The organism is Ideonella sp. P3_A4, assembly GCF_056403075.1.
In genome coordinates this window covers 1-16164 of sequence record NZ_JBFUGE010000098.1, presented here as the reverse complement: position 1 = coordinate 16164, position 16164 = coordinate 1, and the positions used below count along the sequence as shown (strand labels likewise).

The following is a 16164-nucleotide window of genomic DNA, read 5'->3' as shown; positions in this document are numbered from 1 at the left end:
GGCCAACCCGATGGGTATCGTTTCCAACGTCCGCCTGATGACCGATGAAGGTGATCCGCTGACGCCGATGCAAGCCTTGCTCGAACTGAACTTCACGGTCCATGAACTCGACTGGCAGACGGTGGTCGCCAGCAAGCTCGAATCGTGGCGCGATGCAGTGGCCCCCGGAAGCTCTTCTCGGGTCTCACGTGAAAAGGCTTCCATCGGCCGCCGCACCGTTGGCAGGCGCACCGGCGCAGCACTCGCCTTCAGCATGGCCGGCGCCTAACGAGCTTGACCTGCGTTCTCTGACAGGCCGGCCGCCCACCGCACCACCTGCTCCACCACCCACCCCCCGTCATCCAACGGCAGGTCGTGGCCGGCGCTGGGGTGTTCGATGAGTGGCAGCTGCCAGGCGCGGGCCAATGCGTGTGAGCAGCGCGGGTCGACAAAGCGGTCGCCAGCGCCCACCAGCACCAGCAGCGGCACCACCGGAGCCTGAGCGGGCGCACGGTAACGAAATGCGGCCAGCAGCTGGCGCAAGGTGTTGCCCGGGCTGACAGGCCGCGTGCGGCTGATCGCAATCCACAGCGCGACCACGCCAGGGTGCGCCTCTGGCCGCGCGCTCGTCAGGCGCAGCAGCGTGGCCTCGCGCCCAGCCACACCGCCGCGTCCGGCCAGCAAGCCCAGCAGCGCTGGATAGTTGGCCGGCCGCAGCCGGTGGTGAAACGGGCTGAAGCGAGCCAGGCTGGTGTTCAGCAGCACGCCGCCGGCCAGCTCTTGCGGGTAGCGCGTGGCCCAGTCCAGCGCCACCATCGCGCCCAGCGACAAGGCCAGCAGGTGGTAAGGCGGCTTGGCCTGCATCACCGCCAGTTGCGCGCGGGCTGCATCGACCATCGCCGCCACGCAGGTGGGGCTGCGCTGGCGGTGCCATTGGCCGTTGCCGGGCAGGTCCAGCCCCAGCACGCGGGCGCAGGGCGAGCGGGCCTGCAGCTGTTCCATGAAAGGGCCCCAATGCGCCCGCTCGCGTGTCAGGCCGCGCAGCAGCACCCAGGTCGTGCCCTCGCCCGTCACGGTGTCGTTCATCGCCCGGCCCGCCGATACCAGCGCTCGAGCGCCCGGGCCTGGTGTTGCGCACGCTGCGCCTGTTCAGGCCGCCAGCGCGCATGGCTGCAGACAGCTCGGCCAACGAAGTCCAGCAGGCTGAGGTGGCGACGCAGCACGCGCTGCTGGCGGTGGCCGATCAGCGGGTTGAAGATGCCGTGGCGCGAGAACATCTGGCGCGGGTTCTTCTTGATCCACAACCACGAGCCCATCTCCAGCGTCAGCGGCAGGAACACGCGCGCCGAGTCCGACGCTCTTGAGCGCAGGTACAAGTGGTCCCACAGGTCGCCGTGGGCCAGGTATTGGCGGCTTTGCGGTTCCATGGTGTAGCGGTGGTGCAGCAACGCTTGGTCCATCGTCTCACTGAAAGCATGCAACTCGGGCAGATGATCGATCGGGCGCTTGCTGCAGGCCAGCGGAAACCACAGGCGATCGTTCATGCCGAAGCCGGAATGGCAGTCGAGTGCGATGCTGAACGATCGCCCGCCCAACTCGGCTTCCGCGACCTCGCACAGCGCCGCGCTCTCGCGCTCCATCGCCGCGCCGCGTGCGCCACGGTACCAGGGCAGCGCCGCGCTGATGCGCTGGCCGCCCACCAGCCAGGGCACGGGCTCGAGCGCGTCTTGCGGCGCGTTGCGCATCAGGTCGACGCCGTTCGGGTTGGCACGGGTGCCACGCCAGCAACCGCCGGGGTTGACCAGCGGCACGAACAGCATGCCCATCGACTCCAGCTGGCGATGCAGGGTGTCGTCCCAGCGCAGGCGCATCACCAGGCTGCGCAGGTAGGCGATGACGACCTCGGCGCCGATGCGCTCGAGCCCATGCACGCCGCCGAAGTAGCCCACTGCGGGCGCATCGGGCCCGACGCGGCCGAGCAGGTAGGCATGGACCGGCAGCATCCGGCCGTCGACCTCGACCTCGCACAGCAGGCGCTGCCTCAGGTACGGCGCGCCCTGCTCGGCCAGGGCCTGCAGCTCCAGCAGTTCAGGCAGCACGGGTGGAGAAGGCGGCAAGGGCATCGTTTCAGGCAGATCGGAACACGCCAGCATAGCCATCYGGCATGCCATCAATGTGTCATCTGGCGCCGCTACGGTGGTGGCCCTCGCTGCTTCGCCGTGGCACCGCCGCGGCCCGCCCCATGCACCCTGTGCGCCGCTGGATCACCCACCCCGGCCTGGCCCTGGCGGCCACCCTGATGATGGGCTTGTTCGAGCTGTTGGCACTGGCGCGATCGCGTGGTGCGGCGCGCATGCGCGCCTTGCGCTGAGGCCCCACGCGTCAGCCCCTGCCGTGTAATATCCACCGGACCTGTCTGTCGCTGGCTACGAGCCGCTGGACAGGCTGGGGCACGGCACCCATGATTGCCGGCAAGGATCCGGTATGCAGCGGTCACTGCATGCCAACACAAGGGTTCGCAGGGAGGTCTGGCCATGACGCGAAGCGCTTGCCCGGCAACGTTTGGGCCGGGCCACCACGCCAATGCATCGGCCTGGTTGGGCGCCCGGAGACTTTGGCTTGGCCGACAGGGGTCTCGACCCGTCTAGGCCATGGCCCGCAACAGTGCCGCCTTGCCCGACGCCCGCCCGATCCCGGCGGCGATGGGGCGGCGAGCGTTGCTCCGCGTCGTCGTCATCTATGCCTTGCTGGCCACGCTGTGGCTGCTCGGCTCCGATTGGCTGCTGCACCAGTTCGCCAGCAACGCCGATTCGCTGACCCGCTTCGAGCAGCTCAACCGCGGCCTGTTCATCACCGGCAGCGCGCTCGGCCTGTACCTCGGCCTGCGGCGGGCGCTGAACCGCGCCAGGCTGCTGAGCCATGAGTCCCCCAGCCTGAACCAGACCCTCAGCCGCGCGCAGTATTGGCTCTGGGCTGGCGCGGTGTTGTGTTTGCTGGCCCTGGGCGTCGGCGCGGTGGCCTACAACCTGCAGCACGCGCGCGAGCGGGCTTCGCAGCAACTGGCGGCAGTGGCCGATCTGCGGGCAGCCCAGGTGCACGACTGGCTCGGCTGGCACCTCAATGCGGCCAGCTACCTGTACGACAACGAAGAGATGCGCGAGCTGGGCGAACACTGGCAGCGGCGCAACGACAACACGGCACGCGACGAGTTGATGCAGCGGCTCGCCCGCTTCGCCCAGACGCTGAACGCGCGCCGCGTGCTGCTGCTGGACACCCAGATCCGCATCGTCGCGCGCGAGAACCCGCTCGGGCCCAGCATCCCGCCCACGCCGCTGCGCGAGGCCGCGCAGCGCGCCTTGCAGCGACGCCAGGTCGACCGCACCGATCTGTACCTGGTCGACGATGCCACCACCCGCGAGCGGCTGGACATCGTGGTGCCCTTGATGGGCGCCGGTGTTGGCGCTCCCAACCTGCTGGTGGTGCTGCGCATCGACCCGCGCGACCAGCTCTACCCGATGCTGCGCAACTGGCCGCAGCCCAGCGACAGCGCCGAGATCATGCTCTGGCGGCGCGAAGGCGGACAGGCAGTGGCCTGGGGCGGCGCCGAGCGGTCCTCGCCGCTGCGGCGGCCGATCGACGAGCCTGATCTCCTGGCCGCTGCGCTGCTGCGCCACGGCACACCGCCACCGTTGCACGCCGGCGAAGGCCTGGACGCGCAGGGCACGCCGGTGCTGGGCGTGGCGCGTCCGATCGCCAGCACCGACTGGCTGGTGCTGACGACCCAGTCGCAGGCCGAGGTCGACGCCCGCGCTTGGCGCGAGGCCGGGTGGATCGCCGGGGCGTGCCTGCTGGCCGCCTTCATGGTCGGCACGGCTTTTTATTTCCAGCGCCAAGGCGAGGCCTTGCAGGCCATGCAGCAGGAGCGCAGCCTGATGGCTGCGCGGCTGCAGGCCACGGCCTTGCTGACCGCGGTGGCCGAAAGCTCGACCGACGCCATCTACGCCAAGGACCGGGAAGGCCGCTACCTGCTGTTCAATCGCGCGGCCGAGCGTGTCACCGGCCGCGGTGCCCAGCAAGCCCTGGCCCACGACGACCACCACCTGTTCGAGCCCGCGGACGCGCGCCGCGTCATGGCCAACGACGCGCAGGTGATGGCGCGCGGCGAGATCTTCACCTTCGAAGAGACGCTGGCGACGTCGCTCGGCCACCGCAGCTTCCAGGCCACCAAGGGGCCGCTGCGCGACGCCACCGGCGCGGTGATCGGCATGTTCGGGATCTCGCGCGACGTGACCGATCAACGCCAGGCCCAGCAGGCCTTGCAAGACAGCGAACTGCGATACCGCGCCTTGCTCGATGCACTGGTCGACGGCGTGTTTGTCGCGCAGGACCAGCAGTTCGTGTTCGCCAACCCGGCCTTGCCGGCGATGCTGGGCTACACGATGCCCGAGTTCATCGGCCTGTCCTTCGACGCGGTGATCGACCCCGAATTCCTGCCGCTGTGGCTGGAGCGTTTCCACGCCCGCATCCTCGGCGGCCCTGAGCCGCAGCGCGACTACGAACTGAGCTGGCGGCGCAAGGATGGCACGTCCGTGTGGGTGGCTTTGCGCGCCAACCGCATGAGCTTTCGCGACCGGCCGGCCGTGCTCGGCATCATCAGCGACATCACGCAGCAGCGGCGCACCGAGCAAGCGCTGATCGACTCGGCCGACCTGGTGCGGGCCGTCGAAGACTCGGTGCAGGACCACCTGGCTGTGCTGGACGCGCTGGGCCAGATCGTCGCGGTCAACGAAGCCTGGCGCGCGCACGCGGCGGCCGGCGGGGTGCCGCTGGCCGGCGGTGCGATCACGCTGGACCGTGGCGACAACTACCTTGGCGCGCTTGAAGGCAGCCATCGCTCGGCCGGCCCCGAGGCGCTCGCCGCGGCGGCCGGCGTTCGCACCGTCATCAGCGGCGAGCGCGAACAATTCGGCTGCGAATACGCCTGCCTGGTCGGCGGCACGCCGCACTGGTTCGCGATGCGGGTGACGCCGCTGCGCGGCCGCACCGGCGGCGCAGTCTTGATGCACAGCGACATCAGCGAACGCAAGCGCATCGAGCAGGCGATGAACGACAGCGAACGCCTGTACCGCTCGATGGTCACCGCGCTGAGCGAAGGCGTGATGACCTTCGACCCGCGCGCGCACCTGCTGGCGTGCAACCCTGCCGCCGAGCGCATCCTGGGCGTGTCGGCCGCCGACGCCCGCAACGACGACTGGCATTGGCGCGAACTCGGGTTGACCGATGCGGACGGCCACCCCCTGCCCGACCACGCGCTGCCGCTGGCCCGGGTGCTGCGCACCGGCCGCGGCGTCAAGGGCCTGGTGCTGGGGGCCAGCAATCGGCGTGGTGATCGGGTGTGGTTGCAGACCAATGCCGAGCCAGTGGCCAGCCCCGACGGCCTCGGCGTGGCCAGCGTGGTGATCTCGTTCACCGACATCACCAGCCGCCACACCACCGAGCAGTCGTTGCGCAAGCTGTCGATGGCGGTCGAGCAGAGCACGGCCAGCATCGCGATCACCGCGACCGACGGCCAGATCGAGTACGTCAACGACGCGTTCTGCCGCGCCCACGGCGTTGCCCGCGAGCAGGCCATGGGCCGGCAGCTGACTGAGCTGCAGCCGCGGCGCGGGCCGGCCGAGCGACTGATTGAACTGCACGATGCGCTGGCCCGCGGCGAGGCCTGGACCGGCGAGTTCAGCGACCAGCGCGGCGACAGCGGCAAAGCCTTTGTCGAGCAGGTGCGCGCGGCGCCGATCCGCCAGGCGGATGGCCGCGTCACGCACTTCCTGCTGGTCGGCGAAGACGTCACCGAGCACCAGCGCCAGAGCGCCGAGCTGGAGCGCTACCGCCTGCACCTGGAAGAGCTGGTCGATGCCCGCACACGCGCCTTGGCGCAGGCCGAATCGTTCACCCACCTGATCGCCGACAACATCCCGGGCTTCGTCGCTTACTGGGACAAGGACCTGCGCTGCCGCTTCGCCAATCAGGCGCTGGCCGACTTCATGGACCTTCCGTCGGACCGTTTGCTGGGCATGCAAATGCCCGACATGATGGGCGAGGCCCACTTCGCCGAAGTGCAACCACGCGTCGAGGCCGTGCTGGCCGGTGAGCCGCAGCGCTTCGAGCGCCTGGCGCGTGGCGCGAACGGCCGCTCGGCCATCACCTGGGTCCATTTCGCACCGGACCGGCGCGGCGGCGAAGTGCAGGGCTTCTTCGTGCTGATCACCGACATCAGCGAGATCAAGCAGACCGAGGCGCAGCTGCAGGCCCTGAACGACGCGTTGACCGAAGCCCGCGACCGGGCCGATGCCGCGAACCGGGCCAAGAGCGCCTTCCTGGCGAACATGAGCCACGAGATCCGCACGCCGATGAACGCGATCATCGGCCTGACGCACTTGCTGCAGCAGGACCTGCCGACGCCGCAGGCGCAGGAGCGCCTGGGCAAGCTCGCAGGCGCCGCCCAGCACCTGCTGGAGGTGATCAACGACATCCTCGACCTGTCGAAGATCGAGTCGGGCAAGCTGGTGCTCGAAGAGCAGCCGATCGCATTGCACGAGCTGCTGGGCCGCTGCTGCGACCTGGTGGCCGAACGGGCGCGCGACAAGGGGCTGGAGCTGGTGATCTCGCTCGACAACCTGCCGGCCGAGGTGCGTGGCGACGCGACCCGGCTCTCGCAAGCGCTGCTGAACCTGCTCAGCAACGCGATCAAGTTCACCGACAAAGGCTCGGTCTGCCTGAACGCTCGCTTGCTCAGTGCTTCACCCGAGGCGACCGTGCTGCAGTTCGAGGTGGCCGACACCGGCGTCGGCATCACGCCACAGGCGCAGGACCGGCTGTTCCAGGTCTTCGAGCAGGGCGACAGCTCGACCACCCGCCGTTATGGCGGCACCGGCCTGGGCCTGGCCATCACGCGCCGGTTGATCGAGATGATGGGCGGCGAGATCGGCGTCGACAGCGCACCGGGCCAAGGCAGCCGCTTCCGATTCACCGCCCGGTTGCAAGCCGGCTCGATGGCGCGCACGCTGGCACCGATGCCGGCGCTGCAGGGCCGGCGCGTGCTGCTGGTGGACGATCTCGCGCTGGCGCGCGATGCAGTCACGGCCATGCTGAATCGCGAAGGCATGATCGTGATGGCCTGCGCTGACGGTGAAGCGGCATTGCGCGCCGAGCGCGAAGAGCGCGCGGCCGGGCGGGCTTTCGACCTCTGGCTGCTCGATGCCCGCATGCCCAGCCTGGCGGGTGCAGCCCTGCTGACGGCGCTGCGGCGCTCAGGCAGCGAGACCCGCAGCACGACACCGGCGCTGCTGATGAGCACCGACGGCGCGGCGGCCTCCGAGGTCGAGGCAGCCGCTGCGGGCTTTGCCGGCGTGCTGGCCAAGCCCACGACCACCGGCCGCCTTCGCACGGCGGTCTCGCAGGCGCTGGGCCTGGCTTCGGCGGCGCGGGCACAGGCGCCGGCGGCCTCGACCGGCCCGCGCGAACACCTGATGTCGCGCCACCGCGGCGCGCGCATCCTGGTGGCCGAAGACAACCCGGTGAACCAAGACGTGGCACGCCAGATCCTCGAGCTGGCGGGGCTGGAGGTCGATGTCGCAGAGGACGGCGACCAGGCGCTGCGCATGCTGCAAGAGCGCGACTACGCGCTGGTGCTGATGGACATGCAGATGCCGGTGATGGACGGCCTGCAGGCCACGCGCGCGATCCGCCACCATCCGCGCTGGGTGCGCCTGCCGGTCGTGGCGATGACGGCTAACGCACTGGGCGAAGACCGCGAGCTGTGCCTGCAGGCCGGCATGAACGACCACGTGGCCAAGCCGGTCAACCCCGACCGGCTCTACGCCACCTTGCTGCATTGGCTGGACACGGCGGCCGTGCGCGCGCGTGAAGCCAGCACGGCCGCGCCTCAGGCGAACTCGTAGTCTGCCGCTTCGACCCGCCGCAGGCCCCGCACGTACTCGCGCGTGAAGCCGGGGAACAGCGCCACGACGCGGCCGTTGCCGTCCATGCGGTACCAGCTGCGGCATTGGCTCCAGACCGAGCCGGCCAACCGCTGCTGCAGCTGCTGGTTGTGGGCGCGGAACACCGCGTCGCGCACGCTCACCCAGCGGTGGCCACCGTCACGCACCGCACGCATGCAGGCGATCGCATGGTCGACGCCGGGCTCGATGAACAGCAGCGTCGAGGTGTGGCCGGTCGCCGTGTTCGACCCCAGCATCAGGAACAGGTTCGGAAACCCGGCCACCGCAATGCCGCGATAAGCCTCGGGGCCATCGGCCCACGCGTCGCGCAACGTGCGGCCGCCCTGCCCCGTCACCTGCAGCGAAGAAAGCAGGTGCACAGTGTCGAAGCCAGTGGCACAAACCAGCGTGTCGATCTCGCGCTCGCGCCCGTCGGCGGTGACGATGGCATTCGGCGTGATCTGAACGATGGCGTCGGTCACCAGCTCGACATGCGGCTGCGTCAAGGCCGGGTAGAAATCGTTCGAGTAGATGATGCGCTTGCAGCCCAGTGGGTAGCTGGGTGTCAGGCGCAGGCGCAAGGCCTCGTCCGGCACCTGGCGCTTCAGGTGCCGAGCCGCAGTGGCCAGCATCGCGCGCCGGGCCAGCGTGCCTTCGTCGAAGCCGCGCCGGCCCGCCTCCAGCGCCAGCACCCAGGCGGCGCGCACTGCCCGCGAATACGGCGGCAGATGCGCCAACCAGCGGTCGAGCCGCGTGTAGCGCCGATCCAGCCGCGGCATCACCCAGTTGGCCGTGCGCTGGAACACATGCAGGCGCTGGGCACGCTTTGCGATCGGCGCCACCAGCTGCGAGGCGGTCGAGCCGGTGCCGATCACCGCGACGCGCTCGCCGCTCAAGTCGGCCTGTGGATCCCAGCGTGCCGAATGCAGGCGCCGGCCGGCAAACTGCTCGATGCCGGCGATGTCGGGCCAGCGCGGCTGGTTCAGCGGCCCGGTGCTGCAGACGAAGAAGCGCGCATCGAACTGGTCGTCCGCATCGGTGCTCAGCTGCCAGCGGCCCTGGGCTTCGTCGAAGCGTGCATCGGTGATGCGCGTGTTGAAGCGGATGTGGCGCAGCACGCCGAAGCGCTCGGCCACCCGCTGCATGTAGGCCTGGATCTCGGGCGCCGAGGCGAAGCGGCGCTGCCAGTCGGGGTTCGGCGCGAACGAGAACGAGTAGACCGGTGCCGGCACATCGACATGGGCGCCGGGGTAACGGTTGTCCCACCAGGTGCCGCCCAGGCCAGGCTGCTTTTCAAGGATGACGAAATCGTCGATGCCGGCGCGCTTGAGCTGGATCGCCATGCACAGGCCGGACATGCCGGCGCCGAGGATGACAACCTCGTGCCGGGCCGTCACACCGGGCGGCCTGGCGGGGTGGTCAGGCGGCGCTCAGGCATCGGCGGATTCGTCGGCCACATCGTCGGCTTCCACCAGGCTGGCCGGCGAGGTCTCGGTCGCCTCGGGCGGCTTGACCAGCGTCACCGGCACCGGCGAGTTGTGCACCATCGCCTGCGAGACCGACCCCTGCAGCGCCGAGCGCAAGGCGCTGCCGCCATGCGAGCCCATCACCACCATGTCGCAGCCTTCGCTCTCGATCAGCTCCAACAGGGCATGCGCCGGGTCGCCTGTGACCAGCACCTCGGTCGCGTCCAGGCCCGCCTCGCGCAGCAGCGACTCGGCTGTCTGCAGCGCATGCTGGCCGGCGGCCTCGGCGATCTCGCTCAACGCGCGCGGGTCCGGCGCCCGCATCCACTCGTACAGGCTGGCGGGCGGCTGCACGTTCGCCAGCACCAGCTCGGCGCGCAGGCCTTGCTTCACCAGGTGGATCGCATGGCGCAAGGCCACCAACGACAACTCGGAGCCGTCAACGGGCAGAAGAATCTTCATCGCGGGCCTTTCGGCGGCGCACAGGGTCGGACGCGCCGCCCCTGCAGTCTGCACGCGGGGGCCGGGTCTAGGCAAGAGCACGCAACGCTCGCCGGGTTACCCGGCGCATTCGATGAGGACGGTGGCCCGTCGGGGTGTCAGGCGGCGGCCGATGCGAACACGTCGTCCAGCTGCGCTTGCCAGGCTTGCTTGGTCGACGCCGGCACGAAGCTGGCTTCGAAGCTGTTGCGCGCCAGCTGCCACGCTTCACGTGCGCCCAGCTGCGGCAGAGCGGCGAAGGTCTGCACGAAGTTGTCGTTCATGTAGCCACCGAAGTAGGCCGGGTCGTCGGAGTTGACGGTGGCAACCAGCCCGTCAGCCAGCAGCTGCGGCAGGTTGTGCTCGGCCATCGTCTTGAACACGCACAGCTTGACGTTGGACAGCGGGCAGACGGTGAGCGGCATGCGCTCGGCCGCCAGGCGCTTGACCAGCGCCGGGTCTTCGACGCATCGCACGCCATGGTCGATGCGCTCGACTTTCAGCACGTCGAGCGCGCTGTAGATGTACTCGGGCGGACCTTCTTCGCCGGCGTGGGCGACGATGTGCAGACCGAGCTCGCGGCAGCGCGCGAAGACGCGGGCGAATTTCTCCGGCGGGTGCCCACGTTCGGAACTGTCGAGCCCGACGCCAATGAAATGTTCGCGATACGGCAGCGCTTCTTCCAGCGTCGCCAGCGCTGCGTCTTCGCTCAGGTGGCGCAGGAAACACAGGATCAACGAGGCGCTGATGCCCAGCTCGGCATGCGCGCGCTGGCAAGCGTGGTGCAGGCCGCGGATCACGGTGCCGATCGGCACGCCGCGCTCGGTATGGGTCTGCGGGTCGAAGAACAGCTCGGCGTGCACGACGTTGTCGGCCGCCGCCTTCTCGAAGTAGGCCCAGGCCATGTCGAAGAAGTCTTCCTCCTTCAGCAGCACGCTGGCGCCGGCGTAATAGATGTCGAGAAAGCTCTGCAGGTCAGTGAAGGCGTAGGCCGCGCGCAGTGCCTCGACACTGGGGTAGCTCAGCTTCACGCCATTGCGCTCGGCCAGCTTGAAGATCAGCTCGGGTTCGAGCGAGCCTTCGATGTGGATGTGCAGTTCCGCTTTGGGCATGGCCCGCAGCAGCGAGGGCAGCCGGTCAGGACGAATGCGGTCGAAGTCGATCATGACAATTTCTCCGGTCATTGCGCCCGCCGGARCTCGATGGACCGCACGGGCCTGGCGGCCGTGCGGCAGCCGGTCAGTTCGCGATCTGCCCCAAGAAGGCGCGGATGCGCGGATTGTCCTGGTTGTCGAAGAACTCGATCGGCGGGCGGTCCTGCAGGATGCAGCCCTTGTCGAAGTACAGCACCCGGTCGGCCACTTCCTTCGCAAAGCCCATCTCGTGCGTCACGACGATCATCGTCATGCCGCTGGCGGCCAGGCCCTTCATCACGTCGAGCACTTCCTTGACCGTCTCGGGGTCGAGCGCCGAGGTGGGCTCGTCGAACAGCATCACGCGCGGCTGCATCGCCAGTGCGCGGGCAATCGCCACGCGCTGCTGCTGCCCGCCGGACAACGCGAACGGGTGCTTGTGCGAGTGGGCCTGCATGCCGACACGCTCCAGCAGCGCCATCGACCGCTCGTTGGCCTCTGCCGTGCTCAGGCCCCGCACGCGGCGCGGCGCGAGCGAGACGTTTTCCAGCACCGTCAAATGCGGGAACAGGTTGAACTGCTGGAACACCATGCCGACTTCGGCGTGCAGTGCCTTCAGGTTCTTCGGGTTGTCGTCGACCGAGATGCCATCGATGACGATCGAGCCGCTGTCGTGCTTTTCGAGCCGGTTCAGCGTGCGCAGCAAGGTGCTCTTGCCGGAACCCGACGAGCCGATGATGACGGCCACCTCGGCAGCGTTGAAATGGGTGCAGACGTCGCGCAGCACATGGGCCGGGCCGAAGTGCTTGTTGACCTTGTCGACGGTGATCAGCGGCGCGCCATTCACCTTGGCGGTTGAATCACTCATGCCCGGCGCCCCTCGATGTCGAACCGGTGTTCGATGCCGTTGGTGATCTGGGTCAGCAGCGTGGTCATCACGAGGTACAGGATCGCAGTGGTGATCAGGATCGGAACGGGCTGGAAGGTCGACGACTGCACCCGCGCACCGACGTTGGTCAGCTCGACGACACCGATCGAGTAGGCCAGCGACGAGTCTTTCAGCAACGCCACGATGTTGTTGACCAGCGGCGGCAGCGCCACCTTGAAGGCCTGCGGGAAGGTCACGTCCAGCAGCGTGTACCACTTGCTCAGGCCGAGCGAGCGGGCGGCTTCGAACTGCCCTTTGTGGACAGCCTCCAGCCCGGCGCGGAAGGCTTCGGCGTTGTAGGCACCGACGTTGAGCGACAGCGCCAGCACCGCGGCGGTGAACTCGGTCATGCGCGAGACCTGGCTCAGCCATTCGGAGCCTGTCGACTTGGCGATCTCGGGCAACGCAAAGTAGACGAAGAAGATCTGGACCAGCAGCGGTGTGCCGCGGATGACCCAGATGTAGAAGCCGCTGAGCCAGCGCAGCGGCAGGATGCGCGAGGTCTTGCCGAGCGCTGCGAGCAGCCCCAGCACGACCCCGATCAGGCCGGAGACGATGGTCAGCTCAACCGTGACCACCATCCCTTCGGCAAAGAACTTGGCGTTCGGGCCGATCGGCGCCGGTGCCAAGGCAATGAAATTGGCAGCCACCCACAGTGCGACCACAAGGGCCAGCGAGGCCGTCACGATGGTGGCCTGGCTGCGACGCTGACGCGTCCAGTCCGCAGGCCACCCAATGGCAGAAATCGTCATGGTCCCTCGTTGTCGTTGTGTGGGTGTCTCTCAGTTCAAGCGCTTACTTGCAGCGAACGTCTTCGCCGAAGTACTTCATCGACAGGGCTTCGTAGCCGCCGCCCTTGGCCATGAACTCGCCCAGGCCCTTGTTGTAGGCACCGGCCAGGCCGTCATTGCCCTTGGCAACTGCGGCGGCGATCTTCTCGACGAACAGCATGCCGGTGGCACGCAGGCCGGTGTTCTTCTGGGTCTTCAACACGTCCATCACGACGAACTTGTCGGTCACCCACACGTCGGCGCGGTCAGACATCACGGCGGCTTGCGCATCCGGGTCCTTCGGGAAGTTCTTCACTTCCTTCACGCCGGGGATCTTCTGCGCGGCTTCGAGGTACGAGCTGCCGGTTTGCACAGCGATGGTCTTGCCGGCCAGGTCCTTGGCGGTGCGCAGTGCGGCGTTCTTGGTCACGATCGCACCGCCCGAGCAGTAGTGCGGGTCGGCAAAGGTCACGGCCTTGGCGCGCTCTTCGGTGATGCCGTGCGAGGCGATCACCAGGTCCCAGCGGTCCTGGCCCAGGCCGGTCAACAGGGCGTCGAAGCCGAGCGTCTTCCACTCGATCTTCAGGCCCATCTTCTTGGCCACGCCTTCCATCAGGTCGACTTCGAAGCCGCTCAGCTTGGAGCCTTCGAAGAAGTTGAACGGGGCGTACTGGCCTTCAGTGGCGACGATGATCGTGCCAGCTTTCTTGATGGCGTCGACGCTGCGGGCCGAAGCGGCGGTGGCGCCGAACATCATCACGACGGCGGCGGCGCCGGCAACCCAGGTCAAAACACGCGACATAGCGGAAGCTCCTCGAAATGGAATGGCCCAACAGACAGTGGGCACGGGCTTGGTTGGTGCGCTGCATCGTACTACCGGGGCATGCACGCACCAGGGGGCGCAAAGGGCCTCCCGGATCGGGATTGGCCCTAGGTCCCAACGCAAGGACCGGGCCTGGGTTGTCAGGCTTTTCCCGCGAGGAAACGGCCGCTGGGTGATCGGGCCGTGAAGAGATTGGAAGCTCAACTGACCGGTGTTTTCCTCGGTTTTCCGGCCATCAAACGGGGGCCGACTGCTGAAAATCCAGTGAGGGCCCCCGCGGGCTATTCAAAGGTTCATCCATGCCCGTCTTCAGCTTGCGCCACTTGTCCATCGGCCGCCGTCTGGGCCTGGGTTTTGGCCTCATCCTGGGCCTGCTGGTGCTGGTGGCGGCCTTCAGCCTGCTGCAGATGCGCGAGATGTCCGCCCGCATGCAGCACCTGGTGGAGTTGACCAACGCCAAGTCCTCGGCCGCGTCCGAGCTGATGGGCGAGATCAAGGAACAGGCGATCCACGTCCGCAACGTCACGTTGCTGACCGACGAGAAGGAAATCGCCGCCGAGACTGCCGGCTTGGGTGCCGCCGACAAACGTTACGACGAGGCGGCCAAGCGGCTGCTCGACACCATCGCCGCCGACGCCGAGTCCCGCAGCGCGGAGCGTGAGCTGGCGCAAGCGATTGCTGCGGCCGCCGAGCAGGCCCGCCCGATGATGAAGCGCGCTGCTGCGCTGGGCGGCGCCGGCGATGTGATCAATGCGACCGAGACACTGATGCAGAAGGTGCGCCCGCTGGAAACCGCCTGGCGCGCCAAGGTCGGCGAGTTGCTGGCGCTGGAAGAACAGATCGGCCGCGAGGCTTATGCCGAGGCACAAGCTGCACAGCGGCGCGCGCTGGCCGTGGTGGCCACCGCAGTGGCGCTGGCACTGGCCAGCGGCCTGGTCATTGGCTGGCGCATCACCCGCGGCGTCAAGCTGCCGATCGACCGCGCGATCCGCATTGCCGAGCGCATCGCCCAGGGCGACCTGGGCTCGACGGTGCGGGTCGAGTCACGCGACGAGATCGGGCGCCTGTTGCAAGCGCTGTCGAACATGCAGGCCACGCTGCGCCGGCTGGTCGGCGAGATCCGCTCGACCGCCGAAAGCATCCAGGTGGCCAGCGCCGAGGTGGCGACCGGCAACATGGACCTGAGCCAACGCACCGAGCAGGCGGCTTCGAACCTGCAGCAAACCTCCAGCTCGATGGAGCAGCTGACCCACACCGTGCGCCAGAGTGCTGAAAGCGCCAGCACCGCCAACCAGCTGGCCAGCAGCTCGGCCCAGGTGGCGGCGCGCGGCGGCCAGGTGGTGTCGCAGGTCGTCAGCACGATGCAGGCGATCGACGCCAGCAGCAAGCGCATCGGCGACATCATTGGTGTCATCGACGGCATCGCTTTCCAAACGAACATCCTGGCGTTGAACGCGGCGGTCGAAGCCGCCCGCGCTGGCGAACAGGGCCGCGGCTTCGCGGTGGTGGCGGGTGAAGTGCGCTCGCTGGCCCAGCGCAGCGCCCAGGCCGCCACCGAGATCAAGAGCCTGATCGGCTCCAGCACCGAGCGCGTCGAGCAAGGCGCACGGCTGGTCGGCGACGCTGGCCAGACCATGAGCGAGATCGTCGCCAGCGTGAAGCGGGTGACCGACATCATTGGCGAGATCACCGCCGCATCGGCCGAGCAAAGCAGCGGCATCGCGACGATCAACGCCTCGGTCACCCAGCTGGACCAGGTCACACAGCAAAACGCCGCGCTGGTCGAACAATCGGCCGCCGCAGCCGAGAGCTTGCGCGAGCAAGCGGTGCGGCTGAACGGCCTGGTCAGCGCCTTCAAGATCGACGAAACCGCCTGACACCCGCCGCGCGCCTGGCCATCACATATGGTCTGGCGCCCGTCCAGCGCTGCTGGAAAGCCCGAATCTGGTTCCCGGCCCGCACGGTTAGCATGAACTAGCGCCCTGTCCCGCAGATAACTGCCACTTGGGACAGGACACTGGCAGTAGCTGGAGGTCGGACGCGCATGCGGACACGCGGCGAACTGGTGGAGTTCCTCGGCGACGACCCGGCCGCCAATGCGCCGGACTATGCGCCAGCCTGGCTCATCCTGATCGTCGACGACGATCCCGATGTGCACCGCAGTTCCGAGTTGGCGCTGCGCGGCACCCGCATCCTCGAGCGCCCGCTCGACTTCCTGCACGCTTACACCGCGGCCGAAGCGCTGGGTTTGCTGGCCGACCACCCCCACGTGGCGGTGATCCTGCTCGATGTCGTGATGGAGACCGACGACGCCGGCTTAGGGCTGGTGCGCACGGTGCGCCAAGAGCTGGGCCTGGTCGAGGTGCGCATCATCCTGCGCACCGGCCAGCCGGGCTACGCGCCCGAGATCGAGACGATCTGCAACTACGACATCAACGACTACAAGACCAAGAACGAGCTGACGCGCGTCAAGCTGCTGACCGCGGTGATCGCCGCGATCCGCTCGTTCGACCAGCTGTGCCGGCTCGAGGCCAGCCGGCGCGGCCTGAAGAAGATCGTCAACGCCTGCAACGACCTGATCTCTGTTC

At 68.3% G+C, this 16164-nt stretch carries 13 protein-coding genes; 5 read left to right on the top strand and 8 right to left on the bottom strand.

Annotated features, from left to right (window positions below):
- Window positions 1–268: hypothetical protein (locus tag AC1DYI_RS11870; protein WP_477204316.1), on the top strand; the 268-nt coding region annotated here is incomplete at its 5' end.
- On the opposite strand, the gene AC1DYI_RS11865 is transcribed toward AC1DYI_RS11870, so the two are convergent.
- Together AC1DYI_RS11865 and AC1DYI_RS11860 are read right to left on the bottom strand one after the other, a co-directional pair.
- Window positions 265–1065 (bottom strand): alpha/beta fold hydrolase, encoded by an 801-nt coding sequence (locus tag AC1DYI_RS11865; protein WP_477204315.1) that lies wholly within the window; start codon window positions 1063–1065, stop codon window positions 265–267. The two genes, AC1DYI_RS11870 and AC1DYI_RS11865, sit on opposite strands and share 4 nt — an antisense overlap.
- Complete coding sequence (locus AC1DYI_RS11860; RefSeq protein ID WP_477204314.1) at window positions 1062–2102, bottom strand: M14 family zinc carboxypeptidase; 1041 nt, start codon at window positions 2100–2102, stop codon at window positions 1062–1064. The genes AC1DYI_RS11865 and AC1DYI_RS11860 overlap by 4 nt, the downstream gene beginning before the upstream one ends.
- Window positions 2103–2221: 119 nt before the next feature.
- On the opposite strand from AC1DYI_RS11860, the gene AC1DYI_RS11855 reads away from it, so the two are divergent.
- Together AC1DYI_RS11855 and AC1DYI_RS11850 are read left to right on the top strand one after the other, a co-directional pair.
- Window positions 2222–2350, top strand: a complete 129-nt coding sequence (locus AC1DYI_RS11855; RefSeq protein ID WP_477204313.1) for a hypothetical protein — start codon at window positions 2222–2224, stop codon at window positions 2348–2350.
- 280 nt (window positions 2351–2630) lie between these two features.
- A complete protein-coding gene (locus AC1DYI_RS11850; protein ID WP_477204312.1) occupies window positions 2631–7937 on the top strand; it encodes a PAS domain S-box protein in 5307 nt (1768 codons plus the stop codon).
- On the opposite strand, the gene AC1DYI_RS11845 is transcribed toward AC1DYI_RS11850, so the two are convergent.
- The 6 genes from AC1DYI_RS11845 to AC1DYI_RS11820 all read right to left on the bottom strand — a co-directional run bounded on the left by AC1DYI_RS11845 (window position 7922) and on the right by AC1DYI_RS11820 (window position 13555).
- Complete coding sequence (locus tag AC1DYI_RS11845; RefSeq protein WP_477204311.1) at window positions 7922–9373, bottom strand: flavin-containing monooxygenase; 1452 nt, start codon at window positions 9371–9373, stop codon at window positions 7922–7924. The two genes, AC1DYI_RS11850 and AC1DYI_RS11845, sit on opposite strands and share 16 nt — an antisense overlap.
- Before the next feature lie 33 nt (window positions 9374–9406).
- The gene (locus AC1DYI_RS11840) at window positions 9407–9904 is read right to left on the bottom strand and encodes a universal stress protein (RefSeq protein ID WP_477204310.1); all 498 of its coding nucleotides are present in this window, start codon (window positions 9902–9904) and stop codon (window positions 9407–9409) included.
- Window positions 9905–10041: 137 nt separating this feature from the next.
- Entirely contained in the window at window positions 10042–11088 is a 1047-nt protein-coding gene (locus AC1DYI_RS11835) for an adenosine deaminase (protein WP_477204309.1), read from the bottom strand.
- Between the two features lie 73 nt (window positions 11089–11161).
- Window positions 11162–11923, bottom strand: a complete 762-nt coding sequence (locus AC1DYI_RS11830; protein ID WP_477204308.1) for an amino acid ABC transporter ATP-binding protein — start codon at window positions 11921–11923, stop codon at window positions 11162–11164.
- Entirely contained in the window at window positions 11920–12735 is an 816-nt protein-coding gene (locus AC1DYI_RS11825) for an amino acid ABC transporter permease (protein WP_477204307.1), read from the bottom strand. Before AC1DYI_RS11825 ends, AC1DYI_RS11830 begins: the two co-directional genes overlap by 4 nt.
- Before the next feature lie 43 nt (window positions 12736–12778).
- Window positions 12779–13555, bottom strand: coding sequence for an ABC transporter substrate-binding protein (locus tag AC1DYI_RS11820; RefSeq protein ID WP_477204306.1), 777 nt, complete (start codon window positions 13553–13555; stop codon window positions 12779–12781).
- A gap of 320 nt (window positions 13556–13875) precedes the next feature.
- Between AC1DYI_RS11820 and AC1DYI_RS11815 the strand changes: the two genes are divergently transcribed.
- Window positions 13876–15453 carry a methyl-accepting chemotaxis protein gene (locus tag AC1DYI_RS11815; protein ID WP_477204305.1) on the top strand — a complete coding sequence of 526 codons (1578 nt, stop codon included), beginning with the start codon at window positions 13876–13878 and terminating at the stop codon, window positions 15451–15453.
- Window positions 15454–15620: 167 nt separating this feature from the next.
- A partial coding sequence (locus AC1DYI_RS11810) for a response regulator (RefSeq protein WP_477204304.1) occupies window positions 15621–16164 on the top strand: 544 nt, incomplete at its 3' end.

Excerpts from the sequence above, each read along its gene's own strand:
- AC1DYI_RS11865 (WP_477204315.1), bottom strand. The coding sequence starts at position 1,065 with ATGAACGACACCGTGACGGGCGAGGGCACGACCTGGGTGCTGCTGCGC.
- AC1DYI_RS11860 (WP_477204314.1), bottom strand. The coding sequence starts at position 2,102 with ATGCCCTTGCCGCCTTCTCCACCCGTGCTGCCTGAACTGCTGGAGCTG.
- AC1DYI_RS11855 (WP_477204313.1), top strand. The coding sequence starts at position 2,222 with ATGCACCCTGTGCGCCGCTGGATCACCCACCCCGGCCTGGCCCTGGCG.
- AC1DYI_RS11850 (WP_477204312.1), top strand. The coding sequence starts at position 2,631 with ATGGCCCGCAACAGTGCCGCCTTGCCCGACGCCCGCCCGATCCCGGCG.
- AC1DYI_RS11840 (WP_477204310.1), bottom strand. The coding sequence starts at position 9,904 with ATGAAGATTCTTCTGCCCGTTGACGGCTCCGAGTTGTCGTTGGTGGCC.
- AC1DYI_RS11835 (WP_477204309.1), bottom strand. The coding sequence starts at position 11,088 with ATGATCGACTTCGACCGCATTCGTCCTGACCGGCTGCCCTCGCTGCTG.
- AC1DYI_RS11830 (WP_477204308.1), bottom strand. The coding sequence starts at position 11,923 with ATGAGTGATTCAACCGCCAAGGTGAATGGCGCGCCGCTGATCACCGTC.
- AC1DYI_RS11825 (WP_477204307.1), bottom strand. The coding sequence starts at position 12,735 with ATGACGATTTCTGCCATTGGGTGGCCTGCGGACTGGACGCGTCAGCGT.
- AC1DYI_RS11820 (WP_477204306.1), bottom strand. The coding sequence starts at position 13,555 with ATGTCGCGTGTTTTGACCTGGGTTGCCGGCGCCGCCGCCGTCGTGATG.
- AC1DYI_RS11815 (WP_477204305.1), top strand. The coding sequence starts at position 13,876 with ATGCCCGTCTTCAGCTTGCGCCACTTGTCCATCGGCCGCCGTCTGGGC.